Genomic DNA, 25,717 nt, shown 5'->3' with positions numbered 1-25,717 from the left:
CCGACGAAATGGTCGTATCGGCCCGCGTACCGCACCACACAACCGGGTTCTCCTGGTGCGGCATATCTACTCATGCTTCACGCCTCCCCGGCATGCTTTCATGGGTACAAGTGGCGGACGGTAGAAGACACTGGGTTGCAGTAACGTTGCACAGAGCGTTCCAAGGGCGTGGATCATGAAGGACGCGGGCGCGTACACATTCCTGGTCAGCCAGTTGCGCGCGGGACTTCCCGCCGCCCGTGCCGACCAGCCCCGCGAGCTGGTTTCCGCGTCGTGGAAGCGATCGCTCGACGCCGCCATCGACCCCGACCACGGTCTGCCGCCGGTGGTGTACGCCGAGACCGACGTCCCCGACCTGCGCGCGGACCATCCGCTCGCCGCGGTGATGCCCGCGTTGCGGGCGATGCTGGTGAGCATCGCCGACGAGGCCGAACACATCATGCTGATCACGGACGCCGCCGGGCACCTGCTGTGGCGGGAAGGCAGTGCCGTGGTTCGCCACCAGGCGGACAAGGTGCTGCTCACCGAGGGAACCAGGTGGACCGAGGAAGCCATTGGCACCAACGCGATGGGCACCGCGCTCGCGCTCGACGGCCCGGTGGTGATCCACGGCGGCGAACACCTCGTCCGCCTGTACCACCCGTGGACCTGCGCCGCGGCCCCGGTGCACGACCCGGACACCGGCGAGGTGCTCGGTGTCATCGACATCACTGGTCCTTTGTGCACAATGCACCCGTCGACGCTCGCGCTGGTCTCCGCGGCGGCGCAGCTGGCCGAAAGCCAGCTCCAGTCCCGGATGACCTTGCGCAACGAGCGTTTCCGGCTGCGCAACACGCGGCACCTGACCGGCCTGGGCGGCAGCCCCGGCGCACTGGTCTCGCCGACCGGCCGCGTGGTGGCGACCGAGGCGTGCGTCGGCCTCCCGTCCAGAGTGGACATCAGGAACGGGCAGGGCACGCTGTGGCTGCCCGACGGCCGCGCGGCGATCGTCGAACCGCTGGCCGAGGGCTTCCTGCTGCGGATCGCGCCCGGCCCGGCAGGCAGCCGCCAGCCGCTGCTGTCGCTGCGGTTCCTCGGCGTGGACGAGCCCAAGGCGCTGCTCGACGGCAGGGAGATCCCGCTGACACTGCGGCACGCCGAGATCCTCACGCTGCTTGCCCTGCACCCCAATGGAATGACCGCCGAACAGCTCGCACTGGTGCTGTACGGGGAATCCGGCAACCCGGTCACCGCACGCGCGGAGATCCACCGGCTGCGCACGCAGCTCGGCGCGTCCGCGATCAGCACCAAGCCGTACCGCCTGGACGCGGAGGTGGACGCGGACTTCATCAACGTCCGCCAACCGCTGCGTGAACGCCGTGTGCGCGACGCGGTGGCGTTGTGGCGCGGGCCGCTGCTACCCAGGTCCAACGCGCCGGGTGTGCGCTCGGAACGAGAACAGACGCTCGCACAGCTGCGCAGGCTCGTGCTGGAACGCCGCGACCTGGACGCCTTGTACTCGTTCGTCCGCGCGACGCCCGACCAGGAAGCGCTCGAAGCGCTCACGGGCGGCATGCCACCGGCCGACTCCCGGCAGGCCTGGGTCCAGTCGCAGCTCAGGGCGTGCATCGCGGACGAATGAGCTGCTGACGCGGCCTTACACAACCCGAACATTCGCCAGACGTGGCGCTCACCGCCGACGGTCAGAGTGAGAGCCATGAAATGGACACACCGCATCGCCGCCGCGAGTGGCGCGACCGTGATGGGCCTCGCCCTGCTGACCACGACCGCGGGCGCACAGCCGTCACCAGCGCCCGCACAGCCGGGCTTCGACGTCACCAAGGTCTGCCAGCAGCGCGTCCCGAAGCTGGAAAACCGCGCCAACAAGGCGCTGACCAGGATCAACGGCAGCGCTGACGTACGCGGCTCCGTCGCCAGCCTGCGCGCGCGAGCCGGGCGCGCGACCGACCAGGCACAGAAGGACTGGCTCAACGGCAAGGCCGACCACCGCGCCCAGCGCGCCGATGTGATCAAGAAGGCACAGGAACGGCTCGCCGCGTACAAGCAGAAGTACTGCGGTGGCAAATGAGACGATCCTTGGCCGCGTTCACGGCCATCGCGTTTCTCCTTACCGGCTGCCAACGGCAGCAGGACGCGCCGGCCGGTGACCTAGACTCCGTCGAGTCCACACTCAACAGCGTCGAGTCGGAACTGGATGAGCTCTAGAGGACTCGTTCTCGTCGCCGAGGACGAACGGTCGATCGCCGACCTGGTCGGGATGTACCTGCGCCGGGACGGGTTCGGCGTGCACGTGGAGACCGACGGGCCGGGCGCGCTCGCCGCCGTCCGCCGGTTGCGCCCGGTCGCCGTCGTGCTCGACATCGGCCTGCCCGGGATGGACGGCATCGAGGTGTGCCGTTCGCTGCGGGCTGCCGAGGACTGGACGCCCGTGCTGTTCGTGACCGCTCGTGACGACGAGGTGGACCGCGTCCTCGGCCTGGAGATGGGTGCCGACGACTACGTCACGAAGCCGTTCAGCCCCCGCGAACTGGTCGCCAGGGTGCGTGCGGTGCTGCGCCGCGGCACGCCGCAGACGGAAGTGCTCAGGGCGGGCGCGGTCGAGGTCAAAGTCGACCAGCGCCGGGTGTGGGCGGGTGGCCGCGAGGTGGCGCTCACGTCCACCGAGTTCGACCTGCTCGAACACCTGATGCGCACGCCCGGACGGGTCTACGCGCGTGACCAGCTGCTCAGCGCCGTGTGGGGCTACCAGGCGGCAGCCGGGACACGCACGGTCGACGTGCACATCGCCCAGCTGCGGGCCAAACTCGGCGACGACAGTCCGATCAGGACAGTCCGGGGTGTCGGCTACTCCGCGGAGTCGCGGTGATCCGGTCGCTGGCCGGCCGGATCATCGTGGTCTGCCTCGCCGTCGCCGGGGTGTCCGCGCTCGTCGCCGGACTCGTGCTGTTCCGGCTGGTGTCCAGGACTTCGCTGGACGTCACCCAGCGTGTCCTGGCCGACCAGGCCGACGTGCTCGCCGCGCAGCTGTTCGAGACCGACGGCGGCCTGGCCGGGCGCCGCCGGGTCGTGGACATCCTTGAACGACAAGGGATCGCTGTCGTCTCGGTCGGGCAACGCGGCAACGTCGTCGGCGAGGCGAACGCCGTCGCTGCCGCCAGGCAGGCCAAGGCGCTGGACGGCGGCCGGTTGTCGAAGAACGTCGAAACCGGCGGGCGTACGTACCTGGTCGAGGCCCGTGACGCTCCGCGCGGCGGTTTCGTGCTGGTCCTCCAGCCGTCCGCCGACCGTACGACGATCCAGCGCCTGATCGGCAACATCCTGCTGGCACTCGGCATCGGACTGCTGGTCGCCGCGGTCGCCGGTGTCGTGCTGGGCCGGTTGCTCGCTCGTCCGCTGCGGCGGACCGCCCAGGTCGCGCACACGATGCGGGCCGGGCGCAGAGACCTTCGCGTCCCGGTGGAAGGCCCCCGTGAGGTCGCCGACGTCGCCGGCTCGGTCAACTCGCTGGCGGACGCCTTGCAACGCAGCGAATCCCGCCAGCGCGACTTCCTGCTGTCGGTGTCGCACGAGCTGCGGACGCCGTTGACCGCGGTCCGCGGGTTCGCCGAGTCGCTGGCCGACGGCGTGGTGACCGGTCCGCGGGCCGCCGACGCCGGCCGGACCATCGGCAACGAGGCGCAGCGGCTGGAGCGGCTGGTCGGCGACCTGCTCGACCTGGCGAGGCTCTCGGCCGACGACTTCCGGATGGACATCACGTCCGTCGACCTGTCCGGTGTGCTGCGGGAGACCGCGGCCGTGTGGTCGGCGCGCTGCGCGGCGGAGGGCGTGGAATTCCGGTCGGAGAACGCCGATCACCCGGTCGCCGCGCACACCGACCCAAGGCGGCTGCGGCAGGCATTGGACGGGCTGATGGAGAACGCGCTGCGCGTCACCCCGGCAGGCAGGCCGATCGTGCTCGCCCACCTGCCCGGCCGGGTGCTGCAAGTGCGCGACAGCGGGCCAGGCTTGTCCGAAGAGGACTATCGGATCGCGTTCGAGCGCGGCGCGCTGCACCGCCGTTATCAGGGCATCCGGCCGGTCGGCACCGGCCTCGGGCTGGCGATCGTGCACGGGCTCGTCACGCGGATGGGCGGTAGGATCGAGGCCGGGCCCGCCCCGGAAGGCGGCGCCGGTTTCACGATCACGCTGCCAGGGTAGGTCAATTCCATGCGGACCCATCGAGAAGTCGAACGCAAGTACGAAGCCGCTCCTGATGCCAAACTGCCCACCTTCGGCGGCGTCGTCGCGGGTCCGCACCACGAGTCGCTGGACGCGACCTACTACGACACAACGGATCTGCGGCTGATCCGCGGCGGGCTGACGCTGCGCCGCCGGGCAGGCGGCGAGGACGAGGGCTGGCACCTGAAAGTCCCCGTCGGCCAGGACACCAGAGACGAGATCCACCTGCCGCTGAACGGAAAGGACAAGCCACCGAAGGAGTTCGCGGACCTGACGCTCGGTTACACGCGCGGCGCGGAGCTCGTGCCGGTGGCCAGGATCGAGACCGCGCGGACCCGGTGGGAGATCACGGGCGCGGAAGTCACCGACGACCAGGTCACGGCCACCAAACCGGACGCGGACAGCGTGGTGTGGCGGGAGATCGAGGTCGAAGGCGACCCCGACGTGCTGGACAAGGCGGAAAAACCGCTGCGGACCGCGGGATTCCGCCGTTCGGCGCTGCCGTCCAAGCTCGCCAGGGTCCTCGGCACCAAGCCCACGCGAGTCGAGCCCGGCCGTGCCGCGGGCACGACCGTCCTCGCCTACGTGGCCGGGCAGCTCGAGAAGATCAAGTACTACGACATCCTGGTCCGTCAGGACGTCGACGACTCGGTGCACCAGATGCGCGTCGCGATCCGGCGGCTGCGCAGCGCGTTGCGCGTCTACCGCGAGGTCCTGCCGAGCGGCGAACTGGACGCCGAGCTGCAGTGGCTGGGCAGGCAGCTCAGCCCGGCCCGTGACCTCGAAGTGCAGGTCGCACGGCTCGCCAAGGCCGTGTCCCAGTTGCCGCCGGAACTCGTCGTCGGCCCGGTCCAGGCCCGCCTGACCAGGCACTTCGCCCCCGCGCAGGCGAAAGCCCGCAAGGACGTGCTGAAGGTGCTGCGCGGCAAACGCTACCTGCGGCTGCTCGACCAGCTGGACGCGCTGGTCAACGACGAATTGTCGACCAAGAAAGCCGGGCGCAAGGCGCACAAGGAGCTGCCCAAGCACATCGGCAAGGCCGAGGCCAAGGTCGGCGCACGGCTGAAGTCCGGCGACGTGCACCGCGCCCGCAAAGCAGCCAAACGCCTGCGTTACGGCCTCGAAGCAGCCGTCCCCGCGCTGGGCGAACCCGCCGACGAAGCCCGCAAACGCGCCAAGGCCTTCACCCAGCAGGCGGGTGAGTACCAGGACAGCGTGGTCGCCCAGCCGTTGCTGCGCACGCTCGGCATGCAGGCCCACGCCGACGGCGAGAACGGGTTCACGTTCGGCCTGCTGCACGCCCGCGAGGAAGCCAACGCCCAGCAGGTCCGCCGCGAGCTGAGGTGGGGCTAGGCCCACCTGACGACTGGGCCTGCGAGCAATGCGACGCCCGACCGTGGTCAGTCACACTGTGAGTGATCTCGGGAGGGCAGGATGCGGCAGAGCAGGGCGGTCTGGTGGAGCGTACGGGCGCTCGTCTTCGCGCTGGCGTGTGTGCCGGTCTTCGCCCTCGTAGCCCTCAGCCTGCTGACCGTGATCGCCGCTCCGGCAGTGATCAGGTGGTCCCGCTGGCTGCCCGACCTGGCCCGGCGGGTCACCGGGATCCCGGGCGACGGCGTCTACTGGCCGCTCATGCCCCCCTTGCAACCGGACGAGGACGGCCTGTACACGGTGGGTGACCGGGCGGTCAGCAAGCCGTCGTGGTTCAACGAGTTCGACCGCGAACTGGACTGGTACACCGACGACCCGGGCCGCCGCCGCGACCTGATCTGGCTGATGGTGAACCCGTTCGTCGGCGGCCCGTTGGCGGCGGTCGCACCCGGCCTGATCGGCACGGGCGTCTGGCTGGCTTTCACCTCGTGGTGGCCCGTGGCGGCGGTGCCGGTCATCGCGGGTTTCCTCGCCGCGCCCTGGCTGGTCGACGTACACGACCGTTGGACGTCGGCACGGCTGCGGGCCAAGCACGACGGCGTGATGTTCCGGTTCTGGGCCCAGATGCGCAGCCGGATCCAGCTGGTGTGGTTCGTCACCGCGCATTTCCTGACGGCACTGGGCACGACGATCCTGTCCGCGGTGGTCCTCGTGATCGGCGTCGTGCCGATCCACATCTGGGGCCTGTGGGTGTTCCTGTGGGTGCCACTGGTGATGGGGATGCGTGAAGTGACCGCGTTCCGCCGCAGATCGATCAGCACATGGTCAGGCCTGGAAATCCCCGCGCCCTACCTGCCACCCCCGGCACTGCCCAAACCCCGCCCGGACGGCACGTACAGGCACGGAACCCAACTGCACAAAACGCCGCAGAGCTACATGCGCATTGCCCGCTACAAGTGGGTCATGACCGACGCGGCCACGTGGCGCGACTTCGCCTCGTGCGCCGTGGACACCCTGGTCGGCTTGATCGCCGTGCCCGCCGCCGTGTTCGCCCCGGCCTGGGTACTGCGAACACAGGCGAAGATCACCCGCAACCTGCTCGGTCCGACCGTGAACGCCGCACTGGCACAACGAGTGCACCAGCTGACAGCGACCCGCGCCGACGCGACAGACGCCCAAGCAGCGGAACTCCGCCGGATCGAACGCGACCTCCACGACGGCGCCCAAGCCCGCCTGGTCGCGATGGGCCTGCACCTGAGCGCGGTGGAAAGCCTCATCGACCACGACCCGGCGAAAGCGAAGTCGTTGGTGGCGAAGACGAAGGACGCCTCCGCGAAAGCACTGACCGAACTGCGCGACCTGGTCCGCGGAATCCACCCACCAGTGCTGGCAGAACGCGGCCTCGGCGACGCCCTGCGCGCACTGGCACTGGACAGCCCGTTGAAGGTGCAGGTGGAAGGCACGGTGGACGGGCGGCTACCGTCGCCCGTCGAGTCAGCGGTGTACTTCGCGGTGAACGAACTGCTGACGAACGTGGCAAAACACGCTGAAGCCGACCGCGTCGTGCTGCACATCAGACACACGGAGGCAACGCTGGAAGTCGCCGTGATCGACGACGGCAAGGGCGACGCGAACCCGGCGATCGGAACCGGACTGCTCGGCCTGCGACGACGGTTGGCGACCTTCGACGGATCGTTCACCCTCACCAGCCCACCAGGCGGCCCGACGGTAGCCACTCTCACCGTGCCGATCACCGACCCAGCCACCGGCCGCTGACCACCCGCCAGCGCCAGCTAGTGCCAGCCAGCCTCGCCCAGCCAACTACGACCGCAGCCGCAGCCCACCTGCCAGCCCAGCCCAGCGACCACAGCCCCAGCCCACCAGCCAGCCCCAGCCGACTGCTACCGCAGTCACAGCAACCCAGCCGCAGCAAACCCGCAGTCCCAACCGCAGTGGCCAACCCCATAGCGACTCACAGCGGCAGCCGCTTGGGTCTGCTGCACCCCATCCCACTTCCACGCCGCAGCCGCAGCCACCGCCGACCCGCAGCCAGTCTCACCGCTAACCGCAGCAACAGCTACAGCTCACCACCAACCCACAACCTGTAACGAGATCTAGTCGGCCCACTCGCGCAGCCCCAACGACACGCAACCGCACCCCACCACCAACTCGCGGCCAAACCACCACAGACCCGCAGCCACAGCCACCCCAACCTGCAGCCCACCCCAACCCAAGCCACAGGCCCTGCCCATGGACATAGCCCTGAGCAGCCCTCTCCCCATCAGCAATTCCCCCAAGGGGATCCCTTGTTTTCACGTTACCGCAGGGGTCTGACAGTTCTGCGCCACATAGGCCGCCACCTGGGGTTCCGACCGTGAAACCGAAAGCGGTACCGGCACCGCCCAAGCCGCTGTGCCGGGAATCCCCCAGGAACTCCCGGTCCCAGCGGCACCGCGGGCCGTCAGGCCACGAAGTCGGCCTTGTGGTCCTGCACCCACTCGGCGAATGTCCGGCCCGGACGGCCGAGAACCTCGTCGACCCCGGTCGCCATGTCGGCGGGCCTGCCGACGGCGCTTTGGTATATCTTCAGCATCGAGTCGAGGAAGTGGTCATTCGCGTACGGCCCGAACTGGGCCTTCAGTGCCGCGCGGGCTTCGGCGCCCCGCTGGTCGATCACTTCGATCTCCTTGCCGATCACCTCGCCGATCAGCTCGATCTGCCGTCGTTGCGTCAGCGATTCCGGGCCGGTCAGTTCGTAGACGTTGCCGGCGTGCCCGTCTTCGAGCAGCGCTCTGACTGCCACCGCGGCGATGTCGTCCTCGTGGATCGAGTTCGTGTTCATGTCCGCGTACGGGATGCGCACGCGGCCGGTGTCCTTGATGGACTGTGCCCACAACAGGGTGTTGGTGGCGAATCCGCCCGGCCGCAGGAAGGTCCACTCCAGGCTGGACTTCGCCAGCGCCTGTTCCACGATCACGTGCATGGTCCGCATCGGGGCGTCGCCGTACTCCTCGTGCGCCGCGGCTTGTGAGGACAGCAGCACGATTCGCTGCACCCCTGCGGCTTCCGCGAGGTCGACGAATCCCTGCGCGCCCGCCGGGTTGGGGAACAGGAACACCTTCTCCACGTTGTCGAGCGCCTGCTCGAACGACGAGGGGTTCGCCAGGTCGGCTGCCTTGACGTCGACCGGCAGCCCGGCAGTTTCCGGGTAGCGGGAGGTGGCGCGCACGTCCGCGCCTGCTTCGAGCAGCTGTGTGACGACGGCGCGACCGACGTTTCCGGTCGCGCCGGTTACCAGGATGGTCATACCGCCAGTTTCAACCATCTGTTAAACCGCGTCAACCAAATAGTTGACTGATAGCATCCCCGATCATGCGCGAACCAGGCAAGCCACGGCGCTCACCAGCACCGGAGGACCGTCAGGCGGACGCCGACCGGACCAGGCGGGTCCTGCTGGCCGCGGCGTACGAGGAGTTCTCCGAGAAGGGCTACGCGGGCGCCCGCGTGCACGAGATCGCGGCCCGCGCCAACGTCAACAAGCAGTTGATCAACTACTACTTCGGCGGCAAGGAAGGCCTCTACCGCACGCTGCAGAGCCAGTGGCTCAAGCACGAGGCGACGTTCCACGACCCGGGGCGCTCCGCGGCCGACGTCGCCGAGTCGTACCTGCACGACGGTCTGGACGACCCGCGCGGCACCCGGCTGATGGTCTGGCGCGGCCTGAGCTACGCCGAGGGGGAGCAAACCCCGGACGAGGAGCCGGTGCTGGACCTCAGCGGAATCGTCGCCCGCCAGCACAGCGGCGAACTCGACGCCGATCTTGACCCGGCCTGCCTGCTGGTCGGCTTGATGGCGCTGACCACCGCGCCGCACGTGATCCCGGACGTGGTCAAGAAGGCCTTCGGCGTCGAGGCGTCCGATCCCGAGTTCCGCGAGCGCTACACCGCCTTCGTCCGTGACGTGGTCGCCCGGCTGGCACCCCGCTCGTGATGGCTCTGCTGCGGCACTTGGGTTCTTCGTCTCGATCGCCGAGGACGGGCATTCCGGCAAGGCAGCCGAACGACTCGGCATGACCCAACCGCCGGTTTCCCAAGGTGTGCAACGGTGTCGGCGAGGCCGGGCTGGACGCGGTCCAGCGGATCGCCGCAGAGCTTGACCTGTCCGGTACCAGGATCATCGGCGGCACCGCGGACGTCGCGGCGACGCTGATGCGGGAGACGGGCATGCAGGTGTGGTCGCACCGATCCGCGCCGGGTTCCCGTTCGGCGATGTCCGGGTGTCAGGCAGGGCCGGCACCATCGGCGCGGTCCGCAACGAGGTCGCGGTCGTCGAATACGCCGGTGAGATCCCCCATCGCCGTCGCGGTTTTCACGTTCGCCGCCCGCGCCGACCTCGCGCTGCCCGCGGTGGACGCGGCGATCGCCGAGGCGGCCAGGCTCGCCGTGACCGACCTCCGTTCAGGTCGCCTGTGATAGTGATTTACTATCGGCCGCACCAGCAATTCGTATTGGCGCTATCGCCGTGACAGTGATTCGGTAGGGACCATGAAGATCAACCGCCGGACGCTGCTCGCCGCGCTCGCCACCGCCCCGCTCGCCGGGTGCGGCAGCACCTCGGCCCAGAACCCGCCGGGGGCCACGCCGACGTCCGGCGTGCCCGCGTACACGACCGACTTCGCGGCGCTGGAGAAGAGGTTCGACGCCAGGCTCGGCGTGTTCGCGGTGGACGTGACCACCCGCAGGACCGTGGGGCACCGGGAGGAAGAGCGCTTCGCGATCTGCTCGGTCTTCAAGGGCTACGCGGCCGGGGCGCTGCTCAAGGCCAACCCGCTGAGCTCGGGTTTCTTCCGCAAGACGATCAAGTTCGGCACCGCGGACCTCGTCGACGGCTCGCCCGTGACCAGCACGCGCGTCCAGTCGGGGATGACCGTGGCCGAGCTGTGCCACGCCGCGATCACCCGCAGCGACAACACAGCGGGCAACCAGATGCTCAAACTCCTTGGCGGGCCGACGAAACTGACTGAGTTCGCGCGGTCGATCGGGGACCCGATGACCCGGCTGGACCGCTGGGAGACCGCGCTGAACGTGGTTCCGCGCGGCACGGAGCAGGACACCACGACGCCGTCGGCGATCGCCAAGGCCTACCAGATGCTGGTCGTCGGCGACGCGCTCGGCGCGCCGGAACGCCAGCAGCTCAAGGACTGGCTGGTGGCCAACACCACCGGCGGCGAACGGATCCGCGCGGGCCTGCCGTCGGGCTGGGTCACCGGTGACAAGACCGGCACCGGGAGCTTCGCGGCGGCCAACGACGTCGCTGTGACGTGGCCGTCGCCGGACAAGCCGATCGTGATCGCGGTCCTGACCGACAAGACGGCCGAGGACGCCGAGTACGACAGCGCTTTGCTGGCCGAAGCCACCAAGATCGCGGTCAAGACTCTCCAGTGACCAGGGCCGCGACAGCGACCGTGACCACCGCGGTGACCATGCCCGCGACCAGCAGTGCGAGGTGCAGCCCGGCCGTGAAGGTCGCGCTGGAGCTGGCCGTCTACTGAAAACCATTTCCTTCTGAACCATGTCGGCGAGCTTGCTGCTCAAGCCGACTTGAGGTCAACTGGGCACATGTGGTCGATCGGGGAGACGGCGAGGAAGCTGGGTGTCGCGGTGTCGGCGCTGCGGTACTGGGACGAACGCGGCGTGGTCGCACCCGCGGCCCGCAAGTCCGGCAACCGGTTCTACGGCGAAGACGAACTGCACTGCCTGGCCGTGGCGAAGATGTTGCAGGACACGGGTTTGCTCAGCCTCGAGGAGATCACGACCATCGTGCGCGGGCCGGTGGACGGCGACAGCTGGCGCACGGCGGTCAACGCCCGGCTGGCCGCGATCCACGCGCAGCAGCAACGCCTGGCCACAGCCGAGGCGTTCCTCAACCACTTCCTGCGGTGCCCGAACGAAGACCCGGTCGCCGGCTGCCCGCACCTGCGCAAAGACACAGAAGCGATGCTGGGGAGCATCACCTGAACACGGCGGCCGTTCGTTCCGAACGATCTGCCGATACGCGGAAACTGGCGTAGTCCACAGTGGCCGCCCCGCCGGGCAGTTCTCCACCACCTGACTGGCGACGAACAAGCAGCTCGGAATACGCACACACATTTTCCACCTTGATCGACAAATGCTCTCCGGCGGTCGCGTTCGTGCATTGGAGTGAAAAACGATCGCGCTCCCCCTGACACGCTGTATAACGCCTCGGCGGACACGTCGGCTGAGTACCATCTTGCGGGTGGCTCGAGAGTACGACGCCCAATTGCTCGAATCAGTGGCTGTCCGGCGTGCGCGATTGCGGGAATCACTATTGTGGGGCAGGGCGCGCCGCCAGTTGGCCACCGTGGACAACGTCAAACGCTTCGCTGTCAGTGTCGTGGTGACCGCCGTGCTCTGCGCCGGCTGCGTCGGGTGGTCCTTTCTGCAGAAAGTGTTGAGCGAACAACGCCGGCCCCAGTCGAACACCCAGGTGGTGCGATGAATCCCGCGGTGACGACGGGCACTCTCACCCGGCTCACCCTCGCCGCGCCGCGCAGGCGGATCGACCTGGTCCTGCCGTCGGAGGCGCCGCTGGGCGAACTGCTGCCGGAGATCGTGCGGCTGCTCGGCTACCGCCCGGTGGACGGTCCGCAGGTCTACCGGATGTCGTTGCTCGACGGCCGGGTCGTCGAACCCCACCAGAGTCTGCGTGCGGCGGGCGTGAGCGACGGCGCGCTGGTCCGGGTCGATCGGATCAGCGAGGCCCCGATGCCGCCCGTCGTGCACGACGTGACCGACGAGGTCGCCGACGACCTGGAGTCGCGGTCAGGCCGCTGGGGTGATCCGGCACGGCGCTGGACGACGACCGCGATCATCACCGGCGCCGCGTCCTACACCACCGCACTGGCGCTCCTGGCCGTGCCGGCTCCGATTCCGGTCATCGTGGGGGCATTGGTCCTCGTCGCAGGGACGGTCCTGGGGCTCACGGGCGGTCGCGCGGCGGGCACTGCCGTGGTGCTGGCGGGCGCAGCGGTCGTCGCGACCGCGTTGCCCAGTTGGCTCGATGCGTGGCCGTCGCGCTGGTTCGGCTGGTTGCTCCTGCTCGGCGTGACGGTGCTCGCCATCGGCGCCGCGAACAACCGGCTCCGCGCCGGCGCGACCGGCGCGGGCACGTTGATCGGGTTGCTCGGTCTCTGGGGCGCGCTGCGGGCGTTCGACGTGCCGGAAGTGCGTAGTGCAGCGTTGCTGGCCGTGGCCTGCACAGTGCTGCTGGGGCTGCTGCCGAGGCTCGCGCTGATCGCGTCCGGGCTGACGCGCCTCGACGACCAGCATTTCGGCGGCACGGCGGCAGCACGCGGCTCGGTGACGGCGGCGCTCGACTCGGCGCACCGCGGCCTGGCGCTCGCCGTGGTGTTCGTCGCGGGCGGGATCGCGGTGTCCGGCTGGATCCTCGGCCACAGCGGGGACGGTTGGGCGGTCGCGCTGGCATGTGCGATGGCCGTGGCCACCTGGCTGCGCGCTCGCACGTACCCGCTGACCGCGGAGGTGGCCGCGTTGAACGCCGCGCCGCTGGTCGTGGCCGCGGGGTTGCTCGGCGAGTGGACGCGAACCGGACCGGACCTGCTGTGGCTGGTCCTGCTCCTGGCCGGGCTGATCATCGGCACCGGGTTCCTGGCACTGTCGTACCGCCCGTCGCCGCACCTGCGTGCCCGCGCCCGGCAGCTCGCCGACCACCTCGAAGGAATCACCGTCGTGGCGACGGTTCCGATCGCGGTCGGGGTCTTCGAGGTGTACGAAACACTGCTGGCGAAGTTCTGATCAGGGAGCTCAGTCTTGACTTGGGATCCGACGCGCGGCGGGCACCCGACCCAGCCGGTCAGGCCGGTCCCGCATGCGCGGGCCGCACCCCGGCCACCGCAGCCGGTCGCGCAGGTCAACGCCTTCGAACTGGCGGGCCGCGTGCCCAGCGGCGACTCGGTCGTCCAGCGAGTCACGCGAGCGGTCACACGCGGGTTCGCCAACTCGAAACAGCCCCGCGACCTGGTGACGGCGCTCAACGGGGTCCAGGCACCCGTCACGACCGGGCGGCGTGTCGCGGTGACCTCGGCACGCGGCGGCGCGGGCAAAACAGCGGTGTCCGCGCTGGTCGGATCGGTCTTCGCAGCCCGGCGAGCCGACCCCGTGGTGGCGGTGGACGCGGCACCGGAGACCGGCTCGCTGGCGTGGCGGCTCGGCACGCAGCCGCGCGGAACACTCGCCGAACTCGCCCAAGGCCTGATGGCGGCGAGCAGCCGCAACCTCGCCGACGTGGCCAGGCTCCTGCCTCGGACACCAAGCGGCCTCTGGGTGGTGCCAGGCGGTTCCGCTGGTCAGCGAACCATTGCCCGTGACGTCACGCGTGCCCTGTCGCGACTGTTCGCCGTGGCTGTGCTCGACTGCGGCACCGGTATGCAACTGCCGGAGACAACGGAAGTACTCGCGGACGCGCACGCCGTCCTGGTTGTCACGCCCGCAACCCCGGACGGAGTCAGTTCGACCGTGTCCGCGTTGTCCGGCGTACAGCCTGGCGCGCTCCAGCGGGTCGTCATCGCGTTGAACGCGACAGACCCACACGGCCACGCCACGCTGAAGTCCGGACCCGCGCGAGAAGCCTTCCAGCGCATGGGCGTACCGGTGGTGGAACTGCCGTACGACCGCCATGTCGCGGCAGGGGCCGTGATCGACCCCGGCAAGATCGCCGAAACCACGTTCGTGGCTGCGGCCAACCTGGCGGCCTGGGCACTGCACCGGGCCCCGCAGCTCTGAAGGCACAGGGGGTGCAGTGACCGCACGCGTCGTCCACCGGCCTGCCCGGACCGTGCACCCGATGCCGGCCGAGCAGCCACTGGACATCGAATCACCGCCGTCGCTGCCCGAGGGCAAGACAGCCGGTGGCCTGCAAGGAATGCTGCCGATGGTCGGCGCGGCCGCGTCGATGACGATGATGATGTTCTTCCGCGGTTCGGGTTTCGCGGCGCTCGGCGCGGTGGTCATGGTGCTGTCGATCTGCGCGGCCGCGGTGTTCTACTTCACCCAACGCGGCCAGGCCACCCGCAAACGCCGCCAGCAGCGGGAACGCTACCTCGACCACCTGGAGTCGCTGCGGGAACGGCTGCGCGACTGGGAACTGGACTACCAACGCCGGGCGTCCGTTCCGGACCCGTCGGCGAGCAGGCTGCTGGACCTCGTCCGCGACCCGGCACGACTGTGGGAACGCCGTCGTCGCGACGCGGATTTCATGCTGGTCCGGATCGGCACCGGGCAGTTGCCCGTGCGGGAACTGCGAATGCGGATCGACGCGAGTCCCGTCAATCCCGTGGACCAGTTCATGCTCGCCGAAGCGGAAGCGTTGCGGCGCCGCTTTGGCACGGTCCCCGAGCTCCCTGTACGAGTGAGTCTCGACCGGGCCGGTGACGTGTCGCTGATCTCCGCAGACCGTGAGTCCGCGCTTGGTGCCGTACGCACGGCGCTTGTGCAGATAGCGGCCATGCACGCGCCTGACGACGTCACCATCGCCGTGATCACGCCGCCGGAACGTGAAGCTGACTGGGCGTGGGTACGTTGGCTGCCACACGCGCTGGACCGTGCCCGCATCGGCCCTTCCGGGCCGCAACCGCTGTTCGCGCCGGACGCGGCCAGCTTGGCCGCGTTGCTCGCCGAGGACCTGTCCGAACGCGCGACTCGTGCGGCACAAGCGTTCCGGCACGGCTCAGGCAAATCCGAAGCACGCACCCGCTCCCGGTTGCTGGTGGTCGACGACGCCTTCGGTGTGGTCGCCCGCAAGCTCCCGACGCCGGACAAGGGCGTGAACCTGGAAAGCCTCGGCGTGACCGTGCTGCACCTGCTGTCCGACCGCTTGCACGAACCGAGCGAGATCTCCAGCAGGGTCACGATCGGTGCTGACGTCACCGTCGAGCAGATGGAGCCGTACGGCGCCATCAGCGGAGCACTGGAACCGACGGCACAGGCCGTGGCCGAGGGAATCGCTCGCGAACTGGCCCCGTTGCGGCTGTCGGCCGACTCCTACGACGACGGCTCCGGCAGCCCACCCGCGGACATCCTGTCGCTGCTCGGCATCGACGACCCATCCACAGTGGACCTCACGGCGCTGTGGGCCGAGCGGGGCGACCGGGACTTCCTGCGGGTTCCGGTCGGCGTCACCACACTGGGCGCCCCGTTGCTGCTGGATTTCAAGGAGTCCGCACAGCTCGGGATGGGCCCGCACGGCCTGTGCGTCGGTGCGACCGGTTCCGGCAAGAGCGAACTGCTGCGCACGCTGGTGCTCGCGTTGGTCGCCACGCATTCGCCGGAACGGCTGAGCCTGGTCCTGGTCGACTACAAGGGCGGCGCCACATTCGCCCCGTTCGAGCAGCTGCCGCACGTGGCCGGGCTGATCACCAACCTGGAGTCCGATTCGTCTCTCGTCGAACGCGTGTACGCGAGTCTCGACGGCGAAGTGCAACGGCGGCAACAACTTCTCGCCGACACGGACAAGAGCGTCGACATCACTCAGTACGCGATGCGCCGCGCGGCACGTGACAATCCCGACGAGCTGCCCGCGATGCAGCACCTGCTCGTCGTGATCGACGAGTTCGGCGAGCTGATGACCGCGAAGCCGGAGTTCATCGAGCTGTTCCTGCGGATCGGCCGGATCGGCCGGTCGATAGGCGTCCACCTGCTGTTGTCCAGCCAGCGCATCGAAGGCGGCAAACTACGCGGCCTCGACACCTACCTCTCGTACCGGCTCGGGCTGCGTACACTGTCCGAAATGGAGAGCCGGACGGTGCTCGACACGCCGGACGCGTTCCACCTGCCGCCGTTGCCCGGCGCGGGCTACCTCAAAGTCGACACCAGTGTGTACGAACAGTTCAAGTCTGCCTACGTGTCCGGGCCCCTGCCCACTGGCGACGACGAACCACAGGTCGTCACCGGTGAGCCGCAGGTGCTGGTGATGCCGCGCTACGGGACCGTGGGCGAAGCGGAACAGGCCAGCAAGCCCCAACTGGCCAAGCGCACCACCGGTCCGACGTTGCTCTCCACGATCGTCGCGCAACTGGAAGGCGCCGCGAAACCGGTACTCCCGGTGTGGCTCGACCCGCTGCCCGCGGCGGTCACTCTCGACGTTGCCGCAGGCGGTTTCGACATCAACCCGGACGGCCTGCGGGTGCGGAGCGTCGGTGACGGCGGACTGCCCGTACCGATGGGTCTGCTGGACGATCCCGCGCGGCAATGGCAGGGCACGTGGACCGTGGACCTGGCGGAGTCAGGCGGCAACCTGATGATCCTCGGCGGTCCGGGGTCGGGCAAGACCACGGCGCTGCGCACCCTCGCCCTCGGTCTCGCCGTGGCCCACCGCCCCACGGACGTCGGCATCTACGGTATCGACCTGTTGGGCAACGGTCTGCGCACGCTCGACGCGTTGCCCCACGTCGGCGGCGTCGCGGGACGCGACGACCGGGAACGCGTCCGCCGCACCATCGACGAGGTGCACGGAATGCTCGCCGAACGCGAACGGTTGTTCCGGCGACTGCACGTGGATGACGTCGCCGAGTTGCGCGGGAAGCCGAGTGAGCTGCCGTGCACGGACGTAGTGCTGCTGATCGACGGCTACGGCCAGTTGTCCGGTGACTTCGAGAACATCGAGCAGAACGTGCACGACCTGCTCGCCCGCGGTGGCCGTTACGGGATCCACGTCGTGGTCACCGCACGGCGATGGAGCGAAATCCGTGGCGCACAACAGGTCAGCTTCGGCAACAGGTTCGAGCTGCGCCTCGCCGACCCCGGCGAGTCCGGCATCGACGGCAAGCTGGCCCGAGTGATCACCACGAAGCAACTCGGCAGGGCACTCACCACCGACAAACTGTTCGCCCAGGTGGCGTTGCCCCGGCTGGACACGCTGGCCGATCCGCGCAGTTCCGGCCTCGCCGACGCGGCCGCGATGGTCCGCAGCACGTGGACCGGGCCAGTACCACCGCCTGTGCGTGTACTGCCGGGCGTGCTCCACACGGAGGAACTGCCAGCGCCCACCGAGCGCGGCACAGTCGCGTTGGGACTGTTCGAGAACGACTTCGCCCCCGCACTGCTCGACCTGCTCGGCCGTGACCAGCACCTGCTGGCCCTCGGCGACAGCGGAACAGGGAAGACGAACCTGCTCCGGCTCGTCGCGGGCGCACTGTCACGGCAGTTCACCGACCAGGAGATCGTGTTCGCGGTGTTCGACCTGCGCCGCAGGCTGCAGAACGTCGTGGCCGAGGACCGCCTCGGCGGCTACGCGGACAACCTCACGAAGGCAACGGTTCTCGCGCACGCGGTGGCGAAAGAGCTGGCGGAACGCGTCAACGGCAAGACCGGGCCGAAGATCGTCCTCGTGGTCGACGACTACGACGTGCTGTCCGCCTCCGGAAGCCAACCGCTGGCTCCGTTCGTGCAGTACCTGGCCTCGGGCCGGGACCTCGGCCTGCACGTGCTGATGACCCGGCGCGTGATGGGCGCGGCGCGCGGGCTCTACGAGCCGTTCACCCTCGGCGTGCGGGAATCCGGATGCCTGAGCCTGCTGATGTCGGGGGACCGCGCGGAAGGCCTGCTGTTCCCCGGGGTGCGGCCGACGACGCTGCCGACCGGTCGCGCCATGTACATCCAGCCGGGCGAAGCGGCCCGCACGATGCAGATCGCCCTCACGGAGGAGTCGTGACCTACGACATCGTCGCCCTGTGCGGCAGCCAGCCGACCCCGGCCATCATGCTCGGCGCGATGCACGCCGCGGGAACCCACTTGCACGTCAACACAATCGAAGAAGCCCAGCTCATCCAGCTCTACCACCCGGACGGGAGGCTGATGCTGACAACAGAAGGCGCCCGGCTGGTGCAAGTACCGGGGGAAGCGAAGCGACTGCTGGGCATCGACGTACCGAACCCGGTGTGGTGGGTGGAAAGCCGAGCCCCGTCCGGCGACCCGGAAGCCGAGGACGTGACAAAACGCTTCGCCCAGGCACTCGTCACCGCGACAGGAGGTGCGCTGTGGTCGACTCGCTGACCGGACACCCAGCCGCGGACAGGGAAACCCCGGCGGCGCTGGTCGTGGAGCAGGACAGGACAGTGGTACCGCTGTCGACCTGGCTGGCCGACGCGGCCGTGACAGCGGTGCGCAGCAACCGCGTGCTGCAAATCCTGACCCCGGCCCGCAGCTCGATCACGTACCCACTGGAACTGCTGATCACGGACGGCAACGCACAATGGGTGGTGCGCGACGGCGTCGAGAAGTTCCACGACGGAATGACCGGCGCGGTGCTGACGTGGAACGGCTCACGCTTCACCGGCTCGGACGAGGTCGTCCCAGCCACCCCCGGCCAAGGCAGCCTGGAAGTACAGATCACAACCCTGCACCGCCCCAACGGAAACGTACAACTGGGCCTGACCACCGAAGCCGTGACGCACGCCCTCACAGGGGCGCTGCCTTACGGCTGGGGAACAGCGGAGCCAGCGACGGAACCCTGGTCACCGCGCGAGATAACCCGCCACTGCCACACCCGCACCCCAGACCCAACGGCACTGGTAGTCGTAGGCAAGGACGCCTTGGGCTCCCTGGAAGTCCGCCGCGTCGACACAGGCGTGCGCGAACGCCTCAGGCTCGCCGGCCCATCGAGCTCCACCGTGGCACAGAGCGCAATCGAGGCCCTCGCCGCCGAGGTGGCGGGGAAAGCACGATCCATGATCGTGGCTTCACACCCGGGTCGGCAGGGCGGGCTGCGGTCGCACTCGGCAAGCCTGCCCTCCCTGCCGTACGGGATCCTCATCGGCCACGACATGGTTGCACAGCAGGGTGTTGCGCACGCGTCCGCCGCCCCCGCCCGAGTTCGAATACTCGAACCAGGGGCCTGCTGGTGCCGCCTGGACAGCGAATCGAAGGCACCCTACGAAGTACTCACCGACGTACTCCGGCACTTCGGCCTGCGGGAGGCGTAAGGGAATCACCCGTTGCCGGGCTTTCGCCGAGGCTGGAGAACCGTCACGTCGGCACCGCGTTCACGGAGCCATTGCTCGAGTTCAGCACCGCGAAGTTCTCGTTCGAGTCCATCTTGGACGAAAGTTACCCGGCCGAAAAGGCTTCCGGTCATCTCGGAAAACCGGGTACCGTCGTCGACGGTTATCCGCAGGACCGTCTCGTCGAGCGAAGTGCCCGACAAGTCCGCGCCCCGGAAATCGCTGCCCGTGAACATCGCGCTCGCCAGCTGTGCTTCCTTGAAGTCAGCGGATCGCGCGACGACGTTGGATGCCTCGGCACTGAGCAGATCAGCCTGAGCCAGAACGGCATTCGACAAGTTCGCCTCGTCGAGGAACGCCTTGACGAGCTTGCTGCCGCGCAGATCGGCGTCGCTGAGATCAACCGACTCCAACCGAGCGCGGTAAAGATCCGCGTTGCTCAGGTCGACACCGCTCAAATTCGCGCCTGACCACCCGCTGACCGGGAAGACGCCACCGCTGAGGTTCGCTCCACGCCAGTCCAGCAGCGCCGCGTCGAGGCCCTCGATCTCGCCTCGGGCCAACCACTCGGACAGGACGGCGCTGGCCTGCGCGTCAGCCGGGAACGCCGCAGGCACCCAACCGTTACGGGTACCAGATGACACTGTCACCCCACCCCTTCTGTTCGACGATGGCCCGCACATTGTCGATTGCCGCCTGGTTCGCATTCCGCGTGTCGATGATGACTGTACGCCCCAGGTCTTCGATCTGACCTTCTAGCTTGTCGACGAACTTCGCGTTGTTCGCCGGATCGTAGGCACCAGGGAACGGATAGGACTTGTCCCGCTGATTGTTGAACGGCGGCCAGTCCGAGTGGACACCTTTGATGTCATAGTATTCGCCCGTCGACGGGGAATAGAACTCGCCTTTCCCGCGTGTCGGGGGCCGCTGAATGTCGCTGGGCAGACGACCGTCTTCACGCAGTGCGAGCCCGACGCGGGCCTCGTCCTTCGACGGCTCCGAGATGTTGCCACTCTTGTCCGGGTCACGCTGGAGGTGGTCGAAGTCGTTCGGATGACGCGCTTCCAAGGACTGGAGGTGCGTGTCGTTGGCTGCCCGCTCGGCGGTGCTGAGCTCGCGACTGGGACCGGTCTGAGGCGACTCCGGATGCGGGGAGGGTGGTCCGTCCGTGCCGCCCGATGATGAAGTGCCTTCGTCCCGGCCACCTGTGTCCGGAGAGGACTGGGGATCACCATTGCCCGTGTCCGGGTGGGACGGGGTGGGGTCGGCGTCGGGGTGGTGAAAGGCGTCGTTGACGCTGGGGCCGTTGAGGTCTGGACGGTGACTGTCCATGTGGGCGACGTCGGGGCCGCGGGTGTTGGGCATCTCGACGTCGAAGTGGTGGCGGATCGGGGGGCCGTCGCCCGCGAAAGCGGGCAGAGGTCCCAGGTGGGGGATCTGGATGTTGAGCTTGTTGGCGATCTTGATGCCCAGTTCGCCGACGGTGGGCATCTTGACGACGAAGTCGCCCGCACGAACAAAAGCACCGCCGACGCGTGCGGCGACCGCGCCTGCTTCGGCGCCCTTCAGTGCCGCGCCCGCGCCGCGGAGCGCGCCGCCAGCGCCCTTCGTCCCGACGACGGCGGAGACGATGTTGAAGGTTGCCTGGCCCGCCGCGCGGCCGTTGTGCCCCTTGCCCCACTGGTCGTAGGCGATGATCCCTTTGCCCGCGTTGAGCAGTGTGTTGCCGAGTTCGCCTTTGCCGAAGCCGGGGATGCCGACCTTCTGGTCCAGTGCCGCGCCCAGTCCTCCGGGCAGCGCGTAGACGCCGAGCGCCAGCGCGAACGTGCCCAGGCCTTTCCAGGCCGCGCCCGCGGTTTCCCAGCTCCACTTGCCGTCGGCGTAGCCGATCAGCGCGCCGAGGTCGGTGATCATCTGGACGAAGCCGTCCTTGATGCCGACGAAGAAGTCCCCGACGTCGCCCCAGAAGCCGCCGTCGTGCTCCTCCGGCTTGCCCCACGGCAGACCGTTCTCGCTCGCCAGCGCCGAGTTCAACTGGTCCTTGGTGTAGCCGAACTCGTTCTTGTCACGGTGTTCGTCGCCGTTGTCGCCGACGTACTGGATGCCGCCGTAGATCGCGTTGATGGCGTTGGCACAGGTGCGCTGCGCCTGCATCCACTCCGCGACTGCCTCGTTGACCTGGGTCAGCAGCCCGTTGTGCTTGTTGACCTTGTCCTCGTCCTCGCGCCAGTCCTCGTCGCCCTTGGCGTCAGCGACGAAGGCCTGGGCCTGGGTGCGCAGCGAGTCGAGCTTCGCCTTGATCGGCTTCACGGTCGCGGCGTACGCGTTGAGCGCGTTGCCCACGGTCTCCATGTTGCCGCCGACCTCGTCGCTGATCTCGGAGACGGGCCGGGTCGCGTTCAGCAGTTCGCCGACCTCAGGCGCTTCGTACACCGCGGCCAGGCTCTGCCACTTCGAGTGCACCTGGGCGCCGGTGTTCGCGAACGCGGTGCCGGTGGACTTCAACGTGCCCGCGTGACTGGACAGTGCGTCCATGTCGCCCGGGATCTGCGGGATCTCACCTGGGTTGATCATCGGCGGCCTCCGGGCATGGTGCGCGGATCCGGCGCGCTCGTCGCGGACGCCTGGGCGTTCGCCGCCATCTCCGTGTCACCGCGCACATAGGCCTGGGTCGCGTTGGCCGCGCCGGACATCGCCGCGCCCGTGCGGGCGAAGACGAACTCGATCTTGCCCCGCTGCGAATCGGCGAAGCCCATCAGCGCCTGCCCGATGATGCCGGACGACGCCTGCGCACCGGCGCCTTCCATCGCGGTGTTGAGCGTGCGCAGGTGATCGTCGAACCCTTCCGCGACGCCCTGCACGCCCGCGAGCACACCTTGCACGCCCGCGGGCCGGATGTCCCACCGGCTCACGACAAACCTCCCCTGTTGATGCGGTGGAACTCAGCCGATGCCCTGCACCGCCGAGCGTGCCTGCGTCAGCGCGGTGCCCGCGGTCTCGTCGTTCTGCGCCATCGTCTGCTTCACCAGGCCGATGATCTGCCGGACCTCGGTCGCCGCGGTCTTCCAGCGCTGTTCGACAGTCGCGTATTCGTCCGAGACGCCGTCGGCGGTGAAGTCGGACATCGCCGCGGCGACGGCCTGGTCGCGCTGGTTGATCAATGACTCCAGACGACCGACGATGCCGTGCAGATCACCCTGAACCTGCTGCGAAACGCCGGTGTCGTAACTGGTCCTGTCCATGATCCCCTCACATTCACCGTGCGCCGAAACGAGCGGCGTCGAAGTTCGCCGACGCGGTCGTCGACGACGCGTTGTCCGCCATCTGAGCGTCACCCTGACGGAATGCGGTATCCATACCGGACTGTCCACCGAGAATCGCGCCAAGGGAGCTGTTCAGGCTCACGGTGATCTCGTCGGCCCGCGCTTTGAAGGAGTCGAACATCGCGCGGCCGGCACCGTTGAACTTGCCCTCGAGCGGCTGCGCGGCGGCGATCAGTTGTTTGATCAGCGAACCGAGATCCTCGCTGGACCCCTGAGTCTGTTTGCTGAGTGTGGACAGCGTCGTCGAGCCCATGTCGAACTTCACGGAAAACACCCCTCATTCGTCCGATCCTGCCCTCGGCACAACTCTAACGCGGGGGTCCGACAGCCGGTTCCGGTTCGGTCAGATCACCCCATGATCTTTTCAAAACCCCAGTTCACCACCGCCACAACACCCGATCGAGTGAAAAGATCAACACCAGCAACGACCCGCAGTGAACATTCCCAACATTTGCTTACCCTTCCCAACCATCCCAGCCCAACCCCATTCCCCAGCCGCCAGACCAAAGATCACCACTACACCCCCGCTCTACATTCACCCCACATCAACAAACCGTCACGCACACACCAAGCGTAAAAGAATCACCAAAGCCCAGAGGCCCACCAACCCCGCGAACGCACACAACACCCCACCCCAACCAAAGCCAGAGCGCCATTAAGACCCGCAACACAACCCAGAGAAGCCCACCACGCAACGCAACCCGAAGCGGTTACAGGTGAGCAACCACAGCCCGCAAGACCAGACCAAGCAAGCAACGCGAGACGGGGTCAGGCCGATCAACGAAAACGACCCACAGAAGCAGCCAGCGGGCAGAACAGCGCACCCAGACCCGAGAGGAGCGCTGGTGAAGCGAGAGGCACCCAGCGCTGGGTCAGAAGGAGCCGGCACCGTGGAGGTCTGGGGGCTCGCCCCCAGAATAAACGCGGAACGCAAAAAGCTCGCGCTCTCCGCGAGCGCGAGCTTCCCATTGCGTGGAGCTGAGGGGAATCGAACCCCTGACCTTCTCGATGCGAACGAGACGCGCTACCAACTGCGCTACAGCCCCTTGGTGCTCCGCAAGCTTATCAGGCCCTCGGAGCGGGTTTTCACTCCCCCACCGCTCGGCGGTACCGCAGGCTGTCGGGGTCTTCGAGCTCGTCGAATGCCGGGTCTTCGTCGTCGATGTCGACCACGACCGCGTGGGGGTGGGTGATCCGCGGCGGCTGGGTCGTCTTGGCGACTGGGGCTGGTTCCGGGCGTTCGACCGCAGGTTCGGCGGCGTACGCGTCCTCGTGCTCGTCGTCGTGGTCTTCCGCGCGGTCTTCCCGGTAGCCCTCTTGGTGAGCGGCTCGTCTTGCCTGGGCTATGCGGGCTGTTCGGCGCTGGCGGATCTCCTCTTCGATGCGCACTTGCCTTCGCAGGTACGTCAGGTATCCGACGAGTGTGATGTCGACCGCACCGTGCAGCCACCAGGCTTCGGCGTACATCACCGCGCCCACTACCGCGCTGCCTACGGCGAGCAGCAACATGGCCACGACGACGCGCTGGCGGAAGGCGTATTTCGCGCGTGCTGTCAGCGCGGCTGCTTCCGGGTCGAACCCACCGCGGCCCGGCCGGAACGGGCGGGGGTGCGCCTGGTCGGCTCGGGAGGCGACACTGTCCGTGGCCACGGGGTCACGATCGTCCGCTTCGTCCGCCGTGTCGAGGGTCTCGGGGTGTTCCGTAGCCGAATCCATATCGTCGGCGCGGTCGTCCGCGCCTTCTTCGGCTTCGTCGTCGATGTCGTGGGAGTGGTGGACTTCGTCGAGCTCGGCGGTGTCGCGCATGTCGGCCTCCTCGGCACCGCCCTTCCGCACGACCCGCGCGGCGAGTGCGGAGTCCGCAGTCCTGGCGATCTCCTGGCGCTTGCGCACGATCATCGGGACGAGGACGACCAGCCACGCCAGTACCAGCGCCACCACGATGAGTGAGCTTGGCATGCCTCGTCACCTCCCCCGTTCCGTTGCAATTCACCACGCTAGTCACAAGAGTCACAGGTGTGACGGAGGCGCGCCGTGCGCGATCTTGGCGCGCAAGGCCCTTTCAGGCGTTTTCGTGGGGCATATGCTTGAAGTGCGACAACGAAATTCCCCCTATTGGGGGATGGCGGCACGGCCGTCCGAGACGAGCCGGTGGACCAGTCCATCTGGCACGTCCTCGGTGGTGATCGCGAGGCACAAGTGGTCCCGCCAGTCACCGGCCACGTCGAGGTAGCGCTTGAACAGCCCTTCCTGCCGGAAGGCGAGTTTCTCCAGCACACGCAGGCTCGCGGTGTTCTCCGGCCGCACGGTCGCCTCGATGCGGTGCAGCCCGGCCTGCGTGAAGCAGTGGTCGACCACGAGCGCCACCGCCGCGGGCGCGACACCGCCGCCGACCAGGTGCGACGCCACCCAGTACCCGATCCAGGCCGAGCAGAGCGAGCCCCTGATCACATTGCCGACCGTGACCTGCCCGGCGACCTGGTCGTCCACCGTGATCACGAACGGCAGGGTCATCCCCCGCCTGGCCAGCGCACGCAGCGAGGACCACTGACCCGGCCAGGCCAGCGTGCTGTTGCGGTCGTCCCACGAGCCGGGCGCCGACGGCTCCCACCGCTCCAGGTGCTCCCGGTCGCGCAACCGGATCCGGCTCCACGCCGACGCGTCGAACAGCCGGGGGCCGCGAACCGCGACCACACCCGCTTTCACCCGCAGCGGCCCCAGTTTGGCGGGCCAGCCGGGGTGCCGGCCCTGGGGGCCCGGCGCTTGCACG

24 protein-coding genes and 1 tRNA gene are annotated in these 25,717 nt (G+C 68.5%); 16 read left to right on the top strand and 9 right to left on the bottom strand.

Annotation, left to right across the window (positions count from 1 at the left end; genetic code table 11):
• Nucleotides 1–175: 175 nt before the first annotated feature.
• The 6 genes from AOZ06_RS05685 to AOZ06_RS05660 all read left to right on the top strand — a co-directional run bounded on the left by AOZ06_RS05685 (nucleotide 176) and on the right by AOZ06_RS05660 (nucleotide 7,365).
• Nucleotides 176–1,621 (top strand): GAF domain-containing protein, encoded by a 1,446-nt coding sequence (locus AOZ06_RS05685; RefSeq protein ID WP_054288459.1) that lies wholly within the window; start codon nucleotides 176–178, stop codon nucleotides 1,619–1,621.
• A gap of 75 nt (nucleotides 1,622–1,696) precedes the next feature.
• Nucleotides 1,697–2,068 (top strand): hypothetical protein, encoded by a 372-nt coding sequence (locus tag AOZ06_RS05680; RefSeq protein ID WP_054288458.1) that lies wholly within the window; start codon nucleotides 1,697–1,699, stop codon nucleotides 2,066–2,068.
• A gap of 126 nt (nucleotides 2,069–2,194) precedes the next feature.
• A complete protein-coding gene (locus AOZ06_RS05675; protein ID WP_054288457.1) occupies nucleotides 2,195–2,866 on the top strand; it encodes a response regulator transcription factor in 672 nt (223 codons plus the stop codon).
• Nucleotides 2,863–4,197 carry a HAMP domain-containing sensor histidine kinase gene (locus AOZ06_RS05670; protein WP_417999936.1) on the top strand — a complete coding sequence of 445 codons (1,335 nt, stop codon included), beginning with the start codon at nucleotides 2,863–2,865 and terminating at the stop codon, nucleotides 4,195–4,197. Before AOZ06_RS05675 ends, AOZ06_RS05670 begins: the two co-directional genes overlap by 4 nt.
• A 9-nt stretch (nucleotides 4,198–4,206) precedes the next feature.
• Nucleotides 4,207–5,571: a CYTH and CHAD domain-containing protein gene (locus tag AOZ06_RS05665; protein ID WP_054288456.1), complete on the top strand. Its 1,365-nt coding sequence runs from the start codon at nucleotides 4,207–4,209 to the stop codon at nucleotides 5,569–5,571.
• Nucleotides 5,572–5,652: 81 nt separating this feature from the next.
• Nucleotides 5,653–7,365 carry a sensor histidine kinase gene (locus AOZ06_RS05660; protein ID WP_054288455.1) on the top strand — a complete coding sequence of 571 codons (1,713 nt, stop codon included), beginning with the start codon at nucleotides 5,653–5,655 and terminating at the stop codon, nucleotides 7,363–7,365.
• Nucleotides 7,366–8,050: 685 nt separating this feature from the next.
• Here AOZ06_RS05660 and AOZ06_RS05655 read toward each other — a convergent pair.
• Nucleotides 8,051–8,896 (bottom strand): SDR family oxidoreductase, encoded by an 846-nt coding sequence (locus AOZ06_RS05655; protein ID WP_054288454.1) that lies wholly within the window; start codon nucleotides 8,894–8,896, stop codon nucleotides 8,051–8,053.
• A 65-nt stretch (nucleotides 8,897–8,961) separates the two neighbouring features.
• Between AOZ06_RS05655 and AOZ06_RS05650 the strand changes: the two genes are divergently transcribed.
• From AOZ06_RS05650 to AOZ06_RS05605, 10 genes are all read left to right on the top strand, one after another.
• Nucleotides 8,962–9,579 (top strand): TetR/AcrR family transcriptional regulator, encoded by a 618-nt coding sequence (locus AOZ06_RS05650; protein ID WP_054288453.1) that lies wholly within the window; start codon nucleotides 8,962–8,964, stop codon nucleotides 9,577–9,579.
• Nucleotides 9,545–9,745, top strand: coding sequence for a helix-turn-helix domain-containing protein (locus AOZ06_RS61935; RefSeq protein ID WP_417999935.1), 201 nt, complete (start codon nucleotides 9,545–9,547; stop codon nucleotides 9,743–9,745). Before AOZ06_RS05650 ends, AOZ06_RS61935 begins: the two co-directional genes overlap by 35 nt.
• A complete protein-coding gene (locus tag AOZ06_RS57620) occupies nucleotides 9,684–10,061 on the top strand; it encodes a hypothetical protein (RefSeq protein ID WP_054288452.1) in 378 nt (125 codons plus the stop codon). Before AOZ06_RS61935 ends, AOZ06_RS57620 begins: the two co-directional genes overlap by 62 nt.
• Before the next feature lie 72 nt (nucleotides 10,062–10,133).
• On the top strand, nucleotides 10,134–11,033 hold the full coding sequence (bla, locus tag AOZ06_RS05640; protein WP_054288451.1) for a class A beta-lactamase: 900 nt from the start codon (nucleotides 10,134–10,136) through the stop codon (nucleotides 11,031–11,033).
• Nucleotides 11,034–11,207: 174 nt separating this feature from the next.
• Nucleotides 11,208–11,606 carry a MerR family transcriptional regulator gene (locus AOZ06_RS05635; protein WP_054288450.1) on the top strand — a complete coding sequence of 133 codons (399 nt, stop codon included), beginning with the start codon at nucleotides 11,208–11,210 and terminating at the stop codon, nucleotides 11,604–11,606.
• Nucleotides 11,607–12,104: 498 nt separating this feature from the next.
• A complete protein-coding gene (locus AOZ06_RS05625) occupies nucleotides 12,105–13,424 on the top strand; it encodes an EsaB/YukD family protein (protein ID WP_054288448.1) in 1,320 nt (439 codons plus the stop codon).
• Nucleotides 13,425–13,439: 15 nt separating this feature from the next.
• On the top strand, nucleotides 13,440–14,411 hold the full coding sequence (locus AOZ06_RS05620; protein WP_225953153.1) for a MinD/ParA family ATP-binding protein: 972 nt from the start codon (nucleotides 13,440–13,442) through the stop codon (nucleotides 14,409–14,411).
• 16 nt (nucleotides 14,412–14,427) lie between these two features.
• Nucleotides 14,428–18,336 (top strand): type VII secretion protein EccCa, encoded by a 3,909-nt coding sequence (eccCa, locus tag AOZ06_RS05615; RefSeq protein WP_054288447.1) that lies wholly within the window; start codon nucleotides 14,428–14,430, stop codon nucleotides 18,334–18,336.
• Complete coding sequence (locus tag AOZ06_RS05610; RefSeq protein WP_054288446.1) at nucleotides 18,333–18,677, top strand: hypothetical protein; 345 nt, start codon at nucleotides 18,333–18,335, stop codon at nucleotides 18,675–18,677. Before eccCa ends, AOZ06_RS05610 begins: the two co-directional genes overlap by 4 nt.
• Nucleotides 18,662–19,606 (top strand): DUF6177 family protein, encoded by a 945-nt coding sequence (locus tag AOZ06_RS05605; RefSeq protein WP_054288445.1) that lies wholly within the window; start codon nucleotides 18,662–18,664, stop codon nucleotides 19,604–19,606. Before AOZ06_RS05610 ends, AOZ06_RS05605 begins: the two co-directional genes overlap by 16 nt.
• A gap of 5 nt (nucleotides 19,607–19,611) precedes the next feature.
• On the opposite strand, the gene AOZ06_RS05600 is transcribed toward AOZ06_RS05605, so the two are convergent.
• From AOZ06_RS05600 to AOZ06_RS05565, 8 genes are all read right to left on the bottom strand, one after another.
• Nucleotides 19,612–20,241 (bottom strand): pentapeptide repeat-containing protein, encoded by a 630-nt coding sequence (locus tag AOZ06_RS05600; RefSeq protein WP_054288444.1) that lies wholly within the window; start codon nucleotides 20,239–20,241, stop codon nucleotides 19,612–19,614.
• Between the two features lie 7 nt (nucleotides 20,242–20,248).
• On the bottom strand, nucleotides 20,249–22,198 hold the full coding sequence (locus AOZ06_RS05595) for a hypothetical protein (RefSeq protein ID WP_225953151.1): 1,950 nt from the start codon (nucleotides 22,196–22,198) through the stop codon (nucleotides 20,249–20,251).
• Entirely contained in the window at nucleotides 22,195–22,536 is a 342-nt protein-coding gene (locus AOZ06_RS05590; RefSeq protein WP_054288443.1) for a DUF6507 family protein, read from the bottom strand. The genes AOZ06_RS05595 and AOZ06_RS05590 overlap by 4 nt, the downstream gene beginning before the upstream one ends.
• 30 nt (nucleotides 22,537–22,566) lie before the next feature.
• Nucleotides 22,567–22,866, bottom strand: a complete 300-nt coding sequence (locus AOZ06_RS05585) for a pore-forming ESAT-6 family protein (RefSeq protein WP_054288442.1) — start codon at nucleotides 22,864–22,866, stop codon at nucleotides 22,567–22,569.
• Between the two features lie 13 nt (nucleotides 22,867–22,879).
• Nucleotides 22,880–23,212, bottom strand: coding sequence for a hypothetical protein (locus AOZ06_RS05580; RefSeq protein WP_054288441.1), 333 nt, complete (start codon nucleotides 23,210–23,212; stop codon nucleotides 22,880–22,882).
• Nucleotides 23,213–23,920: 708 nt separating this feature from the next.
• Nucleotides 23,921–23,993 (bottom strand) — tRNA-Ala (locus tag AOZ06_RS05575).
• Nucleotides 23,994–24,033: 40 nt separating this feature from the next.
• The gene (gene sepX / locus AOZ06_RS05570; RefSeq protein WP_054288440.1) at nucleotides 24,034–24,906 is read right to left on the bottom strand and encodes a divisome protein SepX/GlpR; all 873 of its coding nucleotides are present in this window, start codon (nucleotides 24,904–24,906) and stop codon (nucleotides 24,034–24,036) included.
• Nucleotides 24,907–25,059: 153 nt separating this feature from the next.
• A complete protein-coding gene (locus tag AOZ06_RS05565) occupies nucleotides 25,060–25,716 on the bottom strand; it encodes a GNAT family N-acetyltransferase (RefSeq protein ID WP_054288439.1) in 657 nt (218 codons plus the stop codon).
• Nucleotide 25,717: the final 1 nt, after the last annotated feature.

Origin of the sequence: Kibdelosporangium phytohabitans (assembly GCF_001302585.1) — a bacterium.
Lineage (GTDB): Bacteria > Actinomycetota > Actinomycetes > Mycobacteriales > Pseudonocardiaceae > Kibdelosporangium > Kibdelosporangium phytohabitans.
The sequence above is the reverse complement of the archived record's forward strand: the minus strand, read 5'-3'. Positions and strand labels throughout refer to the sequence as shown.